General features: G+C 38.7%; 15 protein-coding genes. 14 read left to right on the top strand and 1 reads right to left on the bottom strand.

From position 1 onward, the window contains the following. The first annotated feature begins 26 nt into the window (after positions 1-26). The 3 genes from BM146_RS03960 (at position 27) to BM146_RS03950 (ending at position 4,577) form a co-directional block, all read left to right on the top strand. A complete protein-coding gene (locus tag BM146_RS03960; protein ID WP_074884676.1) occupies positions 27-1,010 on the top strand; it encodes an acyltransferase family protein in 984 nt (327 codons plus the stop codon). A gap of 39 nt (positions 1,011-1,049) precedes the next feature. Beyond that, the gene (locus tag BM146_RS03955; protein WP_074884673.1) at positions 1,050-4,124 is read left to right on the top strand and encodes a DEAD/DEAH box helicase; all 3,075 of its coding nucleotides are present in this window, start codon (positions 1,050-1,052) and stop codon (positions 4,122-4,124) included. Between the two features lie 147 nt (positions 4,125-4,271). Continuing rightward, positions 4,272-4,577 carry a hypothetical protein gene (locus tag BM146_RS03950; RefSeq protein WP_074884671.1) on the top strand — a complete coding sequence of 102 codons (306 nt, stop codon included), beginning with the start codon at positions 4,272-4,274 and terminating at the stop codon, positions 4,575-4,577. 194 nt (positions 4,578-4,771) lie between these two features. On the opposite strand, the gene BM146_RS03945 is transcribed toward BM146_RS03950, so the two are convergent. Continuing rightward, positions 4,772-7,339: a bifunctional diguanylate cyclase/phosphodiesterase gene (locus BM146_RS03945; RefSeq protein WP_074884669.1), complete on the bottom strand. Its 2,568-nt coding sequence runs from the start codon at positions 7,337-7,339 to the stop codon at positions 4,772-4,774. A gap of 282 nt (positions 7,340-7,621) precedes the next feature. Between BM146_RS03945 and BM146_RS03940 the strand changes: the two genes are divergently transcribed. The 11 genes from BM146_RS03940 to BM146_RS19335 form a co-directional block, all read left to right on the top strand. Then, positions 7,622-8,320, top strand: a complete 699-nt coding sequence (locus BM146_RS03940) for an MgtC/SapB family protein (protein WP_074884665.1) — start codon at positions 7,622-7,624, stop codon at positions 8,318-8,320. Between the two features lie 155 nt (positions 8,321-8,475). Further along, positions 8,476-9,027: a TetR/AcrR family transcriptional regulator gene (locus BM146_RS03935; protein ID WP_074884662.1), complete on the top strand. Its 552-nt coding sequence runs from the start codon at positions 8,476-8,478 to the stop codon at positions 9,025-9,027. Next, positions 9,024-9,974: a MurR/RpiR family transcriptional regulator gene (locus BM146_RS03930; protein ID WP_074884660.1), complete on the top strand. Its 951-nt coding sequence runs from the start codon at positions 9,024-9,026 to the stop codon at positions 9,972-9,974. The genes BM146_RS03935 and BM146_RS03930 overlap by 4 nt, the downstream gene beginning before the upstream one ends. Next, positions 9,974-11,230, top strand: coding sequence for a BaiN/RdsA family NAD(P)/FAD-dependent oxidoreductase (locus tag BM146_RS03925; RefSeq protein ID WP_074884657.1), 1,257 nt, complete (start codon positions 9,974-9,976; stop codon positions 11,228-11,230). Before BM146_RS03930 ends, BM146_RS03925 begins: the two co-directional genes overlap by 1 nt. A gap of 43 nt (positions 11,231-11,273) precedes the next feature. Beyond that, positions 11,274-11,939: a (d)CMP kinase gene (gene cmk / locus BM146_RS03920; protein ID WP_074884655.1), complete on the top strand. Its 666-nt coding sequence runs from the start codon at positions 11,274-11,276 to the stop codon at positions 11,937-11,939. Between the two features lie 2 nt (positions 11,940-11,941). Beyond that, positions 11,942-12,796, top strand: coding sequence for a 4-hydroxy-3-methylbut-2-enyl diphosphate reductase (ispH, locus tag BM146_RS03915; protein WP_074884651.1), 855 nt, complete (start codon positions 11,942-11,944; stop codon positions 12,794-12,796). Then, positions 12,777-13,916, top strand: a complete 1,140-nt coding sequence (gene rpsA / locus BM146_RS03910; protein ID WP_074884648.1) for a 30S ribosomal protein S1 — start codon at positions 12,777-12,779, stop codon at positions 13,914-13,916. The genes ispH and rpsA overlap by 20 nt, the downstream gene beginning before the upstream one ends. 279 nt (positions 13,917-14,195) lie before the next feature. Beyond that, a complete protein-coding gene (locus BM146_RS03905; RefSeq protein WP_074884645.1) occupies positions 14,196-14,981 on the top strand; it encodes a CheR family methyltransferase in 786 nt (261 codons plus the stop codon). A gap of 136 nt (positions 14,982-15,117) precedes the next feature. Further along, on the top strand, positions 15,118-15,507 hold the full coding sequence (locus tag BM146_RS03900; RefSeq protein WP_074884642.1) for a NusG domain II-containing protein: 390 nt from the start codon (positions 15,118-15,120) through the stop codon (positions 15,505-15,507). Positions 15,508-15,538: 31 nt separating this feature from the next. After that, positions 15,539-16,033 carry a Gx transporter family protein gene (locus tag BM146_RS03895; RefSeq protein WP_074884638.1) on the top strand — a complete coding sequence of 165 codons (495 nt, stop codon included), beginning with the start codon at positions 15,539-15,541 and terminating at the stop codon, positions 16,031-16,033. A 174-nt stretch (positions 16,034-16,207) separates the two neighbouring features. Then, positions 16,208-17,212 (top strand): hypothetical protein (locus BM146_RS19335; protein WP_207649892.1); only part of this gene is annotated, 1,005 nt, incomplete at its 3' end.

Below are 17,212 nucleotides of genomic sequence, written 5' to 3'. Positions count from 1 at the left end.
TAGAATATGACAGGTAAGGGGAAGTTATGAAAAGAGATTTTAAATTTGATAATATAAAGGCTTTGTTAATATTCCTTGTCGTTCTAGGGCATTCTTTGGAATATTTATATGGAGTTAATGACACATATGGAGCGTTAAGAGCAGTTATCTATTCATTCCATATGCCTGCTTTTGTTTTTATTTCAGGGTATTTTGCCAGCAGATCAAAAAGCTCTGTGTCAGAAGTTGTTGTCAAATACCTTGTAACATATCTGATATTTAATACGCTTTTTGCAATCTCTCCCTGGCACGTGGATTCACCATTTAATTTCCTGTTTCCACAGCTTATTTACTGGTATCTGTTGTGCTTGTGCTTTTGGAGAATATCTGTAGGAGCGATTGACGGTATAAGGTTTGCAGTGCCTCTTTCAATTCTTTTTACACTTTACATAGGGACATGTCCAAATGCTGACAGATTTATGTCTATATCCAGGGCAGTGTGCTTTTTTACTTTTTTTCTGATAGGATACAAATTTTCTTTCAAATGGATAGAGAAGATAAAAAAGCTGTATTTGGCCTTGGCACTAATAGGAAGTATAGTATTAACAACAACGCTATACTATAAGCATATCATTCCGGTTAAGATGTATGAGTATATCCAGTCTTATTCATCAACTAAGGTTAGCAATGCAGCCGGAATTGAGATGAGAATTATCATGATGGTACTGGCATTTATCATTACTTTTAGCCTCATAGGCCTTATGCCTTCAAAAGAGTACTTTTTTACAATAATGGGGAGAAACAGTCTTTGTATCTATCTTGTCCATATATTTGTAATCAAGGCTGTAGGCCAGAGTAAGGTATTATCTTTTTCAAATACCTGGAGCAACGTGGCTGCTGCAGCTATGCTATCTCTTGTCATATGCTTTGGCTTATCATTGGAGATACTAAATACAGCTTACAAAAGGCTTATCAGCAAAATAACCGGTGTGCTTATTATTCAAAAAGAATCACATATTAGCCCTACTTGAGGAAAGTAGGGCTTTGCTGTGCTATAATTAAGTATTGATATGAATATTAATGGTAAAGATGATAATTTAAGAAGCACATTTGTCACCGCCTCAGGGAGACGGTTTATTTCTGATGCTCCAAAAGAGTACCATTACACTTCATTTGAGACCAAGAAACTTCTAAAGGCATATTCGCCTGAAAGTACTTCACCTGCAATGTACAAAAAGACTGCGCTTGTCGAGCTTGAGCCCCATGTTTCCTATAACAGGGACAAGATGCAGCTTAGTTTTAATATTTGCAGTGCAGGGGGAGTAAGTTATGTTTTAAAAGATATTTCAGATTTCGTTACTGCTGTGGCTGAAAGAGAGACAGTAAGCTATGGCAAGCATCTTACCTTTACCCATGACATGGCAGCATTTTCAGATAAAACTCAGAGGATAATTGAGTTTTTAAATGATTATTTCAGAGAAAAAAATGCATCCTTGTATCCATATGGTAAAGGGCACAGCAAGCAGATTGAACTGTCCGGAGTCGAGATAGATGAGTTCATGAATTCTGTTGATGAACTCTATTTTTTGAACGCAGATTTCAGAGCCCATTTCACAGAAGAAAGGCTCCTTCAAAAGGCCATAGTATTCCCTGAAATTGATCTAAATATCGAGAAGGCTGCAACCGGAGTGAATTTTGAAACCAGCTCTTTTACCATGTTTGAAGGGCATTCCAACATTTATTTTGAGAGGCGCAAAAAGATCCATGTGATTCCAAGAAAGGATGTGGCGCAGATACTGCCTTTCTTAAACTTCCTTTCTGCAAGAAGAACAGACAACGAGCTTTTTATCGCGGAAAAAGATCTGACTCTTTTCACAACAGGTCTTTTACCGGTTCTTCAGGAATATATGAATGTGAGCTTTGATGGATTTGATCCCTCAAGGTATTCGCCTGATGTGCCTAAGTTCAGGATATATGTGGATATGCCGGACTCTCTTACGATTTCTTGTGATGTTCAGGCGGTATATAATGCCGATACCATAAATGAAGAGATCTATCATATATTTGCAACGGATTATTCGGAGAGTGCTTCGGATAAGGAATCAGAAAAAGAAATAAAGATAAAAAGAGACATGTATCAGGAGAATCAGACAGCCAGAAGTATAAGCCCGTTCTTTGATGAACTTGATACAAAAAAAGGACTTCTTTTGCTAAAGGCTGATAATCACAGCGAAGATAAAATATATGGTTTTCTGACTGAAAGCCTTCCACAGCTTGAAAGACTTTGCGAGGTATATCTTTCAGATGCCATTCACAAGATAAATATAAAAGCTGCGCCCAAGGTGAATTTCGGCGTTTCTTTTGTTTCAGATCTTTTGGAAGTATCTATAAAACCGGAGGATATTTCAGTAAAAGAACTGGATGAGATACTTCATAAATATGACAGAAAAAGGAAGTTTTTTAAGCTTAAAAACGGGGATGTAATTGACCTTGCCAGCAAGGAAATGGGAGTTATCTATTCTCTTTCCGATGGCCTTATGCTATCCAAAAAGGACCTTGAAGAGGGGCATGTTGCGGTCCCCAGGTTTCGGGCACTTTTTTTGGAGGAACTCTCTGATCAGAGCAAGGATTTTGACTATAGCTATATCAGTAAGAGCAGGGATTTTAAGAACCTTGTAAACTCTTTTGCCGGTGATTATGAAGAAGAGTTTACGGTACCTGAAAGTCTTCGGGGAGTACTTAGAGACTATCAAAAGACGGGATTTTTCTGGCTTAAGGCATTAAAGAGAAATGCCTTTGGTGGAATATTGGCCGATGATATGGGGCTTGGAAAGACTTTGCAGATATTGTCGCTTCTTTTGTCCATAAAAGAAGACAATGAAAGGAGCAGTAATAAACATCACTGCAGTCTCATAGTGTGCCCGGCGTCCCTTGTGTATAACTGGCAGCATGAGATAAAAAAGTTTACACCTCAGCTAAAGTGCGAACTTGCTGTAGGCATAAAGCCTGACAGGGAGAGGATTACATCTGAGATAGACGAGGAAAAAACAGATATTATCATAACTTCTTATGACCTTTTAAGACGTGATGCGGAGCTTTATAAATATCTGTCTTTTGAGTGCATGATAATTGATGAGGCTCAGTTTATCAAAAATCCAACCACTCAGGTTGCAAAAACTGTAAAAGGTATAAGAGCCTTGTTTAAGGTGGCTCTTACCGGAACTCCTATAGAGAATAGGTTGAGCGAGCTTTGGAGCATATTTGATTACTGTATGCCGGGATATCTTTTTAACTATAAGAGCTTTAAGGAGCGAATTGAGATTCCGGTTACAGTTGATGGTGATAGCGAAGAGATGGAGCGTCTAAAGAGGATGATTTCTCCATTTGTTTTAAGGCGCCTAAAAAAGGATGTGTTAAAAGACCTTCCGGATAAGCTTGAGGAAACCATTGTCACTCAGATGACAAAGCCTCAGGAAGAACTCTACAGAGCCCACGTTCAGAGGGTAAAACTCTTAGTTAATTCTAAAGATGAAAAAGAAGTTACAAGAGACAGAATTGCTATTTTGGCTGAACTTACAAGACTTAGGCAACTTTGCTGTGATCCGGGACTGATCTATGATAATTACGATGGTGGCGCGGCTAAAGTGGATCTTGTGATCGAAATGATAAAAAGTGCGGCTGAAAGCGGACACAAAGTTCTTTTATTTTCACAGTTTACGTCAATGCTGGACAGACTTGTGCAAAGGCTTGTTAAAGAGGATATAAAGCATTATCTTTTGACGGGGGCAACTAAAAAAGAAGATAGAATAAAGATGGTGGATGCATTCCAGGAAGATGATACATCTGTGTTCTGCATATCGCTAAAGGCGGGTGGAACGGGACTTAATCTTACGGCAGCAGACATAGTTATTCACTACGATCACTGGTGGAATGTGGCAGTTCAGAATCAGGCCACGGACAGAGCCCACAGAATAGGTCAAAAGAATGTGGTTACTGTGTATAAGCTTGTTATGAAAGATACAATTGAGGAGAGAATAATAAATCTCCAGAATAGGAAGAAAGAGCTTGCTGATCAGCTTCTTAATTCTGATGCTCTGAGTACGCCTAAACTTTCCAAAGAAGAGCTGCTTGAATTGCTTGGATGAAGGGCATGATTACAATACATTAATTGTAGATTTAATTGTTACGATTTAGATTTTACAGTTTTTTATTAATGATATCAGTGGCGTTGCGTTATAATATGATTACTTTTTAAAGAAAAATGCAATCTTTTGAAACAGGAGGGGATTTTAATGTCAGGTAGAGAAGAACTTATCAATCAGCTTGCAGCAAGTATGGGTGCAGGGGATTTTGCACAGACAAAATATAAAGATTCAAAATATGATGCTCAGACAGGAACGCTGTATTGCGATGGAATAATGATCACAAAGCCTGTAATTGAGAAGGCTGAGCAGCATTTTAAAACTCTTAAGTCTAAATGCAGCTACAATGACCCTGCTTCCCGTGAGATGGCTATGATCTATCAGGTCGCCATTGAAGGAATCAATATGATAAGAAATAGTGGTCAGCAGACAATGAAGGAAGACAAAAGCGAGTAATTTAATAGTTTTATTCTTTAATCGGTGGTCTAAATGACCACCGATCTTTTAATATCATAGGAAATTGCTTCCTATGATATTAAAAATCGCTCCGCTAAGGAAGCGCACTCGCGCGAGTGGAAGATGTTGCATAAATGCAACCGCGCTCGGCGCGAGAATGTCGCAAGCGACATTCTTTTTTATATAAAAGTAGTTTATTTTTTGTACTGCTTTATCTCGTTTTTGTTTTTGTACATTTCTTTGTCAGCACGCTCAAAAATCTGGGATAGTGTTCTGTCGCCTTTCGTGTATTTAGAGAGACCGGCTGCAACAACAACGTCCCCCTTGTAGTGATTTTTGATGTTGTGCTTTTTTAGTTTGGTCATTATAGATGAACTGTTAAGGTAGTCCAGACCCTGGATTATTGCTACGAATTCATCACCACCAATTCTAAATACAGGGCTGTGCTTGAAATATCTACAAATGGTCGAGCAGCCTTTTTGGATGTATTCGTCACCGGCCTGATGACCTAAAGTATCATTTACCTGTTTGAGACCATTTAAGTCAAATACCGCAAGGGCAAAATCTTCGATGGTGCCGTCTGAAATCATTTCATTCATCATGAGCTCGGTATCGACATATGCATGTTTGTTCTTTACGCCCGTAAGCTCATCGATGATGGCTTTGGTTTCTGCAGCATAAAGATTTTCGTTGTATTCCTGCTCTCGTCGTACAACTTCATCAATATCAAGAACGCCGACGACCAGCTTTTCCTCTCCGTCTTTTTTATCCATAACAGCTCTCATGGCAACATATATAAAGGAATCACCATATAAAAGCCTGTGACGGTGTTCAAAAACACCGGCAGACCGTACATGTTTCATCACCTTTTTTTTGGTAAAAGCAGATAATATGCCATCCACATCATCCGGATATGCAACTTTAGGAATGATTTTTATCATATCCCCAAAGAAATCATAGCCTTCTTCAGGAAGCTCTGAGGCAACACGTTTGTTTGTTGGAATATATTTCTTATAGTGACCTGTAACAGGATCAATAGAGAAAATATATATGTAATTGCCTGATAGAGCGCCAATCCTGGAGTATATTATTTCTTCTTCTTTTGCATGCTCAAGGACTTCACGGGCTTTTATTTGAGTATCAACATTGTTAATGCCGATAATTACATGGTTTCCTTTTCCCTTAACTTTTACCGCTTTAACAGTGACAAAGGTCGGGACACCCTTAATAAGCATTCTTGTAACAACGGAATATATTCCACTCTTTTCAAGTTCGCTTGCTACTACTTCTTTCGTGAACAATTTTTTGAACTGTTCTTTATCCTCTTCAATGATCGGAGGATCAAAGTCGGCCTTGTCCAGGTCAAAGAAATTAGAGCCTTTTCTTTCAAAAGATATATCGCCACTCTCGCCGTGGGGAGAATACTCGGTAAAAGAATCGTTATCCATATCCACAAAGAATAGTGTTATATAATCCCCGCTGAGTGCTCTTGCTATGTAGTTGTAAGTCAGTGAGTTCTTACTGTCGGGGTCAGAAACAGACAAAATTACTGTGGCAACAGCTGCGTCACCGGTAACAGGATTTACTGCAATCCTGAACATGAGCAGCTGAACGATCATTCCGTCATTCATCCTGTCATCAATTATTATTCTTTTTCCATCTTCTGCGCACTGTATGGCAGCTTTGAAGGAGTAATAACCAACTCCCGGCTTGACAGAAGAATAGTCGATCTCATTTATTGCACTGAACTCAGGAAATTTTTTTAATATAAAACTGCGGAAACTCTTATTACATCTGACAAATGTAGCTTTATCTTTACCTATGGAAAAAATCACCATAGGAGTAACATCGAAATAATCCGTAAAAGTCTTGTCATCATTTTGCGAAAGCGACAGGTCATAGAGGTTTATTTTTCCTACCTGCTCAAAGTAGGATGATTCTTCAGGATTCTCAAACCCTATCTGTATGCCTTTTTCGTTTCTTTCGACAATCTCTGCCAGGGATATAGGATGGATGTAGTAGAAACCCTGAAGCTTGGTACATCCTATCTCTGTCAAAAAGTCCGCCTGTTCTTTTGTTTCAATTCCTTGAGCAACAGTATCTGTTCCAAGTGAAAGAGCTGTCTTTACAACCTCAGTAAGCAGTATTTGTCCGGCCTCATCTTTACCGATCAGATGAGTAAATGCCTCGTTTATTTTAAGCAGGTCAAAATGAATCTTTAACAGGATCAGAAGAGAAGCATAGCCACTTCCATAGTTATCCATCCAGACTTTGATGCCGGCTGACCTGAAGCTATCTATGATATCTTTGTAATAATCCATGTCTGAAGAAATATCCTTTTCAGACAGTTCAATGCAGAACTTTTCCTTTGAAAGCCCTGACTTATCAACAAGCTTTATGATCTCAGATACCATGTCACAGCATTTAAAATCTGTCCCGGATAGATTTACTGATTCGGGAACAATAAAAAGATCATGTGATGCCTGGCTTTTTAACTTTTCCAAAACCCGGTTTACCATGTAAAGATCTAGTTTATAGGTCAGATTATGCTTGTCAAGTATAGGGATAAATAGAGAAGCGGGATAGATATCACCATCTGGTGTTTCCCATCGTGCAAAGGCCTCTTCGTCGGAAACTTTGCCGTTTGCAGCGCGAATCAAGGGCTGATGGTAAGCTTTTATCCATTCTTCATCCAAAGCCCTGTCCAGGTTATCTAAAATGTATTTTTCAAAATCAGCATTATTAGTTTTACTTGAGTCCAAAGTTGGTCTCCTGAGAATTTTGAAAAACAAATACGTAATAAAAATACAATTTTATTTTATCACAAAAATGATAATCATACAGAAGAAATTTGCTTTGGACAATTTGGCTGGTTTATACTGGCGCCAATGTAAAGAGGAGCTGAGTACATAAAAAACAAAAAGTGAGAATAATTATTATAAATACAGCAAAGAATGAAATAGATTCCGGGCTTTAGTGTATGTATTATAATTATTATCAAAATATCTTTTGGATATTATTTTATGGGGAATGGAGTGAGTTTTATGAACGGAATGACTGTACTTGAATTTTTAGAGGGAACAAGCGATGCTGCGGTAGCAATCAGACTTATTTTGGCAACGCTCTTCGGATGCCTTGTAGGATGGGAGAGAGTTGTAAAAAGACATAGCGCAGGAATAAAGACATTTGCGCTTGTGAGTCTTGGAAGTGCTGTTACCACGGCGCTAAACATCTATCTTGCTATGATACCCGGACTTTCAGCTGATACCAGCAGAATCCCTGCAGGTGTTGTGAGCGGCATAGGCTTTTTGGGAGCAGGAACTATCCTTGTTACGGGGCGTAAACAGATAAAGGGACTTACAACTGCAGCAACTCTTTGGGTAACAGCATGCATGGGAATGGCAATTGGCGGAGGCTACCTGGTAGTTGGCACTGTTTGTTTCATACTGATAATGATAGCTAACGTTATCCTTATGCAGCTTAGTAAAGTAGTTGAAGAATACAGTAAGTACTTAAGCCTTTACATCGAGGTGAACAAAAATGCAGGTGTAAAAAAACTCTCAAAATGGATATCAGAACAGGGCTTTGAAGTCAGCAGCATGACAAAGAGCAAGGAAAAGACTCTTCTTTCATCAGATGCTGCGCTTATCGTAGACATTGATTTTGACAGGAAGAGATCGCATAAAGAAGTGCTAAATGCCCTGACAGAACTTGATTTTGTAAGTTATGTTGAGGAAATTTGATGATCGAAATAAGTTTTTGCAAGTAAAAAATGTGCTGATAAATAGCGCAAAGTCAGGAAAGGGCTGTGATTGACACAGCCTTTTTCATTTTGTAAAATAATAACGCGTGCTCTTTTAAATAACATAATTATTTTACTGTTGGGGGGAGGAATACCATGTCCAGAAAAGCAACCATAACACAAAAAGAAATCGTAAATGCGGCATTTAAGATAACAAGAAAAGAGGGCTTTGAGCAGATTACATCCAGAAAGCTTGCGGCGCAGGCAGGATGCTCAACACAGCCTATTTTCCGTATATATGAGAATATGGATGCACTTAAGATAGACGTTTATAATAAAGCGGCAGCATATTACGAGGATTATTATAATGACAGTGCCAAGACTCATGAGACACCATTTGTTGACCTTGGACTTGCGTATATTGGTTTTGCACAGAAATATCCACATCTTTTCAGACTTCTTTTTATCTCTGAAAAGGATAAGGACACAAAGAGTATGTATGATCTTGTAAATGGATCAGCAGAGAATGTTGTAAAGGAGATTGGCAAGGCTCAGAGCATGGGGGCTAAGAATGCGCAGCAGCTCTTTATGCATATGTGGATATTTATTCACGGCGCAGCATGCATGGCTGTAACAGGTGATTACGATCTTGATGAAGCTGCTTCAGTAGAGATGCTTGAGTCAGCATATAAGGCATTTGGTTTATGAAGTTCGAAAAAGATGTTGATGTGATCACCAGAATAAATGAATGTTATCCCAAGATGAGTAAAGGCAAGAAGTCCATTGCACTTTATATCTGCGATCATTATGAACAGGCTGTTTTTATGACAGCAGCAGAGGTTGGTAAGATAGTTGGAATGAGCGAATCTACAGTTGTACGATTTGCCATGAGCCTTGGATATGAGGGCTATCCTCAGTTCCAAAAGGCACTTTCGGTTTGGGTAAGCGACAAATTCGGTTCGGTTGAAAAGGTTGGTCGCAAGTTTGGAAGAAGTAGTGACGGCGAAATACTACAGACTATTCTGCAGTCGGATATTTCTAATATTGAATACACTATAAACAATATGGATGTGGCAGCTTTTAAAACAGCGGTTGATATTATCCTGAAGTCAAAGACTGTTTATATTGTGGGACTTAGAAGTTGTGAGCCCCTGGCAGACTTTTTGCATTTTTACCTGAATACTATACGAGGTAATAATATTCTTATAAAAACTACAAGTGTTACTGAAATGTTCGAGCAGATGATAAGAATAAATGACAGGGACTGCATAATAGGTATAAGTTTTCCGAGGTATTCCATGAGGACTCTGAAATGCATGGAGTTTGCCAATGACAGAAATGCCAAGGTTATAACTATCACAGATACAGTTCATTCACCTATGAATTTGTATTCTTCATGTAATCTTTTGGCCAAAAGTGAGATGGCATCAATTGTTGACTCACTTGTGGCACCACTCAGTGTCATAAATGCGCTGGTTGTTGCTCTTTGTATGAGAAGACCGGCTGACGTGAAAGCAAACCTTAAAATGTTGGAAGAATCCTGGAATAATTACCAGGTATATTTAAATGATGAGATAGATTTTGCTTCTGATGCGCCTATGATAGGACTTCCGCTTCAGAACAGGTCAAATGAGTCAGAGCAAGAGGATATTTAATGAAAAAAATTGCAATTATTGGCTGCGGTGCAGCTGGTATGATGGCGGCGCTTTCTGCAGCTTCTGGCGGCAGCAGCGTCACTATTTTTGAAAAAAATGAAAAACCCGGAAAGAAGATCTATATCACAGGCAAAGGCAGATGCAATGTGACCAACGCCTGCGCTGTAGAGGATTATTTTAACTTTGTTCACAGAAATGCGAGATTTTTGTACAGTGCTGTTTATGGCTTTGATAATAGTGCAGTAATGGATTTTTTTGAAAATAACAACTGCCATCTGAAAATTGAGAGAGGAGAGAGAGTTTTTCCTGTATCTGATCATTCTTCGGACATAATAAGGACCTTGTTTGATGCTGTAAAAAGAGCAAAAGTGCAGGTGTTATTTTCTACAACTGTTTTATCTGTTGAAGCATCAGGAGGACATGTTAGCGCAGTGACTTACTCATCTTTTGATGATCCGATTACAAGAGAAGAGTTTGATTCTGTGATTGTATGTACCGGAGGAATGTCATATCCTTCAACCGGTTCAACAGGTGATGGTTACAGATTTGCAAGGGAATTGGGACACAGCGTTGTAACACCATCCCCTTCACTTGTTCCGTTTGAAATAAAGGAAAGCTGGTGCAAGGATCTTCAGGGGTTGTCGCTTAAAAATGTTGGACTTAAAATGTTCACCATTGATAGCAGAACAGCTAAAAAGAGAAAGCCGGTATATGACGGCTTTGGAGAGATGCTTTTTACTCATTTTGGTATCAGTGGTCCTCTTGTTCTGACGGTTAGCTGCTATTATGATAAAGAAAAGCAATATGAACTATTCCTTGATCTTAAACCGGCTCTCAATGAGGAACAATTGGACAAGAGAGTTTTGAGGGATTTTGAGGAAGGACTTAATAAGAGTTTTAAAAACATTTTAGGAGGTCTTTTTCCTTCAAAAATGATTCCGGTTATGATAAAGTTGTCGGGAATCGATCCCGAAAAGAAGGTTAATGAAATTACAAAAGAGGAAAGAATAGCTTTTGTGAAACTTATTAAGAGTGTTCCAATGACAATTACCGGGACAAGAGGATTTAATGAGGCTATTATTACAAAGGGCGGAGTTAATGTAAAAGAGATAAATCCTTCCACTATGGAGTCCAAGCTTGTTTCAGGCCTTTATTTTGCGGGAGAAGTTATTGATGTAGATACTGAAACCGGCGGATTTAATCTTCAGGTTGCCTGGTCAACGGGACATCTTGCGGGTGAAAGTGCTGCAATGTAATACATGAGCAGTTTTTTAGATTTTTATGTAAGGAGTTTTATTTATGAGTAAGCAGATTGCGATAGACGGACCGGCAGGAGCAGGTAAAAGTACAATAGCAAGGAAAGTAGCAGCTGAACTTGGCTTTATTTATGTTGATACAGGGGCTATGTACAGAGCTATGGCTTTGTATATGTTAAAAAACGGAATTAAGGCAGAGGAATCTGACAAAATCAGTGCGACCTGTGATAGCGCTGATATTACTATCAGACATGAAAATGGCGAACAGGTTGTTTTTTTAAACGGAGAAAATGTAAACGGACAAATAAGAACAGAAGAGGTCGGAAATATGGCTTCTGCCAGTTCTGTAAATGGAGATGTCAGAAGAAAACTTGTGGAGCTGCAGCAAAAGCTTGCAAGCGAAGCTGATGTGGTAATGGATGGCCGGGATATAGGAACAGTGGTGCTCCCAAATGCTAATGTAAAGGTCTACCTTACAGCAAGTTCAAGAGTAAGAGCTGAGCGCAGATTCAAAGAACTCACTGCAAAGGGAGAAAAGTGCGATATCGATGTTATTGAAAAAGATATCATAGAGAGAGATTACAGAGACATGCACAGAGAGATATCCCCTCTAAAGCAGGCTGACGATGCCACATTGGTAGATTCTTCCGATATGACAATAGATGAAGTTGCAAAGACAATTATTGATTTATACAGAAAGGCAATCTGAATATGGAAGTCATTGTTGCTGAACATGCAGGTTTTTGCTTTGGTGTTACAAAGGCGGTTGAAACTGTATATGATCAGATTAAAAATGGTAAAGACACGAATATTTATACATACGGACCTATTATCCACAATGAGATTGTTGTCGGTGACCTTGAGAAAAAAGGTGTTAAAGTAATAAATTCAATTGACGAACTTGATGACGTTAAAAGTGGTACAATAGTAATAAGATCACATGGTGTTACCAAAGAAGTGCATCAGAAGATTGTAGAGACAGGACTAAATATTATCGATGCAACCTGCCCTTTTGTGAAAAGAATCCATAAAATTGTGGATGAAGAGAGTAAGGCGGGAAAGAGCATTATAGTAGTGGGGAGTGCAAATCACCCAGAGGTTGAGGGAATTGTCAGCTATGCGAGAGGTCCGGTGTTTGTTGTTGACTCTCCAAAAGAGGCAGAAAATTTCAGCCAAGACAGGGAACTTGAATACACATTAGTGTCGCAGACTACATTTAACAAGAATAAATTTCAAGAAACCGTTGAAATCTTTGAAAATAACGGTTACAATATTAATATTGTGAATACTATATGTAATGCAACCGACGAACGTCAGTCAGAAGCTGAGGAAATTGCAACCAAGGTTGATGCCATGATAGTCATCGGAGGCGCTCATAGTTCTAATTCCAGGAAACTGTATGACATATGCAGCCAGAAATGTGAGCAGACATATTTTATTCAAACCCTGGAAGACTTGCATTTTAATACAAATCATGACATCAAGCTTGTAGGGATTACCGCCGGGGCATCAACCCCAAAGAACATTATTGAGGAGGTTCAGAATTATGTCAGAACAAACTTTTGAACAGATGCTTAACGAATCGTTCAAAACAATTCACACAGGGGAGGTTGTTGAGGGAACTGTTATTGACGTTAAGCCTGACGAGATAATCCTTAACATTGGTTACAAGTCCGACGGTATCTTAACAAAGAACGAATACAGTAACGACAACAGCATTGACCTTACAACCGTCGTTAAAGTTGGTGACACAATGGATGTTAAGGTCCTTAAGACCAACGACGCAGACGGACAGGTTATTCTTTCATACAAGAGACTTGCCATCGACAGAGGCAACAAGAGAATTGAGGAAGCTTACAACAATAAAGAAGTACTTACAGCTAAGGTTGTTCAGGTACTTGAGGGCGGACTTACAGTAGTAGTTGATGAAGTTAGAATCTTCATCCCTGCAAGCCTTGTTTCTGATAGCTATGAGAAAGATCTTTCAAAGTATCAGGATCAGGAAATTCAATTCGTTGTAACTGAGTACAATCCTAAGAGAAGAAGATATATTGGAAACAGAAGAATGCTTGTTACAGCTGAAAAGGCTGAAGCAGCTAAGAAGCTTTTTGATTCTATCAAAGCAGGTGACGTTGTTGACGGTATTGTTAAGAATGTTACAGATTTCGGTGCATTCATCGATCTTGGCGGAGCAGATGGACTTCTTCACATTTCAGAGATGAGCTGGGGACGCGTTGAAAGCCCTAAGAAAGTATTTAAGGTTGGCGACACAGTTAAGGTTCTTGTTAAGTCTATCGATGGTAGCAAGATTGCTCTTTCAAGAAAGTTCGACAACGAGAATCCTTGGAAGGATGCTACAGAAAAATATGCTGTAGGTAACATCGTAAAGGGTAAAGTTGCAAGAATGACAGACTTCGGTGCTTTTGTAGAACTTGAGCCTGGTATCGATGCACTTCTTCATGTTTCTCAGATTGCTAAAGAGCATGTTGAGAAGCCGGCAGATGTACTTAAGGTTGGCCAGGAAGTTGAAGCTAAGATTGTAGATTTCAACGAGGAAGAGAAGAAAATCAGCCTTTCAATCAAGGCTATGTTTGCTCCAGAATCTAACGAAGAAGCAGTTGAAGATGGAGACGTTGTTTCAGTTGATATCGACAAAGTAATCGCTGAGCAGAACGAAGAGAACTAATCAGATAAAATTTTCAAGGGACTGTGGCTTATACCACAGTCCTTTTTTATATCATAGGAAATTGCTTTCCTATGATAAAAAAAACGCTCCGCTAAGGATGCGCACCTCGCGGCAATGAAATTAATTGCTTCGCAATACCGCTCGGGCGCGAAGAGTCGCGAGCGACTCTCTATTTTTTAACTGTATCTTTAGAATAATTTCATTTTACATAAAAATATATCTAATATACAATTTAGTAAGAAACGGTATTACAAACATTTACTAGGAGGAAGCCTATCTATGGAATATGATTATGAGTGGTTTAAAAAGGGCGTATATGACCTGACTAAGATTGACCTTAATGCATATAAAGAAAAACAGATGAAGAGAAGAATTGATACTCTTATCGGAAAGTATGAGGTTAAGGGATATGATGGCTTTTTGGCTCTTATAAAGAAGGACAGAGAAGCCCTTGATTCTTTTGTTACTTACCTTACAATCAATGTTTCTGAATTCTTTAGAAATATGGATCAGTGGAACCTGATGGACAAAGAAATGGTTCCTGAACTTATGGGTAAGTTTGGAAAGAAATTAAAAATCTGGAGTGCTGCATGCTCTACAGGTGATGAGCCATATACGATCGTTATGCTTCTTTCCAAGCATGTGCCTCTTAATCAGATCAATGTCTATGCAACTGACCTTGATGCTGTAGTTCTTGCAAAGGCTAAGGCTGCTATTTACGATAAAAAGGAAATTGCAAATGTACCTGAGGAGTTTAAGAAGAAATACTTTACAGAGACTCCTGACGGAAGAATGAAGGTTTCAAGTGAGATCACATCAAGAGTTACATTTAAGCAGGCAGATCTTTTAAGAGATCCATATCCAAAGGATTGTAACCTCATTGTATGTAGAAATGTTCTGATCTACTTCACAGAAGAAGCAAAGGATGACATTTTCAGAAAATATTATGCTAACCTTACACCGGGAGGAATCCTCTTTATCGGAAGTACAGAGCAGATCGTAAACTATAAGGATATCGGCTTTATCCGTAAGAACTCATTCTATTATGAGAAACCAAAGGCATAAAGATTTGATATTGCATAAGCTGCCCTTGTCATACTTGCGTATGGCCAAGGGCAGCTTTTTTTGACATGTGAAAAATAAATTGCTAAAGTTTAGTTGTGAGAAAATATAGGAAAATTGGGCAAGTTGGGAATCTGTGATGAAAAATAAGAGCAAAATTCGCTATGACATCATACTTATAATCGGACTTTTAGCTATTACAGCTATCATAGCACTGGGGGTCAGGCTTACGGAAAAGACCGGAAAGACAGTTGTGGTATCTGTAGATGGTGTAGAAAAATATACTTTCACTTTGGATGAAGATCTTGAGTTTAAGATAGAAGGGTATGAAGGTGGCACCAACTACCTTGTGATTAAGGATGGTGAGGCTTGCCTTACTGAAGCTTCATGCCCTGACCTTTTATGCGTTCACATGGGGAAGATAAGTAGTCAGGGTCAGTCAATCATATGCCTTCCAAATAGAGTTGTTGTGGAAATAAGAGATGACAATGAAAGTGATCCAAAAGAGTTCGATGCAATAGTTGGTTAAATCAGAGATTAAGTGTTGTTAGGGGATAAGGATGGACAAAACAAAAAAGATAGCTACATATGGAGTTATGGCTGCACTTGCAATGATACTAAGCTATGTAGAGATGCAACTTCCTGCCTTCGTGGCCATTCCCGGAGTTAAGATGGGACTTACCAACATAGTTGTAATTGTTGCGCTTTACAAAATGGGAAACAAAAGCGCCATTTTCATCAATATTGTAAGAATCATTGCAGTTTCGCTATTATTTGGTACTCTTATGAGCTTCGCTTTTTCTTTTGCAGGAGGAATGCTCAGCACACTGGTAATGATACTCCTTAAAAAGACTGACAAATTCAGTACAGTAGGAGTGAGTGTGGCAGGCGGCATCACTCATAACATCGGTCAGATCCTTGCTGCGATGCTTCTTTTAAACACCAAAGCAATCATCTGGTACCTTCCCGTTCTCTGGCTTTCAGGTATCCTCAGCGGTCTACTTATAGGACTTATCGGCGCTATAATCGTCAAAAGAATAAAGGTTTCTGTTTAAATTAAAATTGTTCTTGCATTCTGATATGATTTGTGTATAATGTTCCTTTGTCGGCATTCAGCTGACATAAATCACGGAAATTCTTCCGGTGATTTTCCACTTATTTTTATTAACAACGCTTGCATTGGGCGTATCTGTGCCTTTTTGCGAGCAATTACAGAAAGGGACATTGTTATGATTTTTAGAGGCAAATGGGACAAACAAAACAATTCTGTTAAGCTTTTGCTAAAAAAGCTTAAGAGACATGATACCGTTGTGGTGGCGATTGCGGTCATTATTGCACTGTTGCTGTGTGGTGGATTGATCTATATCAGTACACCGGTAGCTATGGCAACAGCAAAAGAGGAGTTTAAAGAGAGTGAGAAAGAAAGTAAAGAAGTTACAAATGAAAAACTTGATGAACTTCATGAATATTTGACGGAACTTGATAAGAGTATTGTTGATGGTAAAAATGGATTGGATTCTTTTTATGAGCTTACAAAAGAAGATAAGACAAATGAGCGAATAACTGAGAAGGTTACTACACTTGGCGGCAGCTTAAAAGAGCTCCACAGTGAGGTAGTTAAGACTGACAGCCAGATTCAAAATATTAAGGAAATGATTGAGAAAAATGGAGGTGAAAATGCAGATAGGTTAAATAAGGAGTTCAGCCAGGTTTCCGAAAGATTTAATCAGATAGAGAATAATTATTCACAAGCACAGATTGAAAATAAAGAGCTTATGGATTCTATTAAAAATGTAATTAAGAGCAATGACGCAAAGATGACAGATGAAAACTTAAAACAGTATACAGATCTTGTTACAAAGCTTTCTGAACTCGATAAGCATTTTATAGCAGATATGAGCAAGTCTGTGGATGTTCTGGAAAAAAATATAAAAGATCTTATTGAAGCGACTTCGAAAAGACTTGCAGATATGGATAAAACTAATAGAAGTAAGCTTGATGAGATGAGTGCGTCAAATAACAGCAAGTTAGATGAAATACATTCAGCTACAAACAAAAAACTTGATGAGATGGGTTCAGCAGCCAGCAGTAAGTTAGATGAAGTGAATACATCCACAAATAAAAAGCTTGATGAGATGAGCGCAGCGGCCAGCAGTAAGTTAGATGAAGTGCATGCATCTACAAGTAATAAGCTTGATGAGATGAGTGCAGCGGCCAGCAGCAAGTTAGATGAA

The organism is Butyrivibrio proteoclasticus (genome assembly GCF_900115735.1).
Lineage (GTDB): Bacteria > Bacillota > Clostridia > Lachnospirales > Lachnospiraceae > Butyrivibrio > Butyrivibrio proteoclasticus_B.
Note: the sequence above shows the minus strand (reverse complement) of the source record. Positions and strands in the feature narration are given on the sequence as shown.

Coding starts and splice junctions, on each gene's coding strand:
- BM146_RS03960 (WP_074884676.1), top strand. CDS start 27: ATGAAAAGAGATTTTAAATTTGATAATATAAAGGCTTTGTTAATATTC.
- BM146_RS03955 (WP_074884673.1), top strand. CDS start 1,050: ATGAATATTAATGGTAAAGATGATAATTTAAGAAGCACATTTGTCACC.
- BM146_RS03950 (WP_074884671.1), top strand. CDS start 4,272: ATGTCAGGTAGAGAAGAACTTATCAATCAGCTTGCAGCAAGTATGGGT.
- BM146_RS03940 (WP_074884665.1), top strand. CDS start 7,622: ATGAACGGAATGACTGTACTTGAATTTTTAGAGGGAACAAGCGATGCT.
- BM146_RS03935 (WP_074884662.1), top strand. CDS start 8,476: ATGTCCAGAAAAGCAACCATAACACAAAAAGAAATCGTAAATGCGGCA.
- BM146_RS03930 (WP_074884660.1), top strand. CDS start 9,024: ATGAAGTTCGAAAAAGATGTTGATGTGATCACCAGAATAAATGAATGT.
- BM146_RS03925 (WP_074884657.1), top strand. CDS start 9,974: ATGAAAAAAATTGCAATTATTGGCTGCGGTGCAGCTGGTATGATGGCG.
- cmk (WP_074884655.1), top strand. CDS start 11,274: ATGAGTAAGCAGATTGCGATAGACGGACCGGCAGGAGCAGGTAAAAGT.
- ispH (WP_074884651.1), top strand. CDS start 11,942: ATGGAAGTCATTGTTGCTGAACATGCAGGTTTTTGCTTTGGTGTTACA.
- rpsA (WP_074884648.1), top strand. CDS start 12,777: ATGTCAGAACAAACTTTTGAACAGATGCTTAACGAATCGTTCAAAACA.
- BM146_RS03905 (WP_074884645.1), top strand. CDS start 14,196: ATGGAATATGATTATGAGTGGTTTAAAAAGGGCGTATATGACCTGACT.
- BM146_RS03900 (WP_074884642.1), top strand. CDS start 15,118: ATGAAAAATAAGAGCAAAATTCGCTATGACATCATACTTATAATCGGA.
- BM146_RS03895 (WP_074884638.1), top strand. CDS start 15,539: ATGGACAAAACAAAAAAGATAGCTACATATGGAGTTATGGCTGCACTT.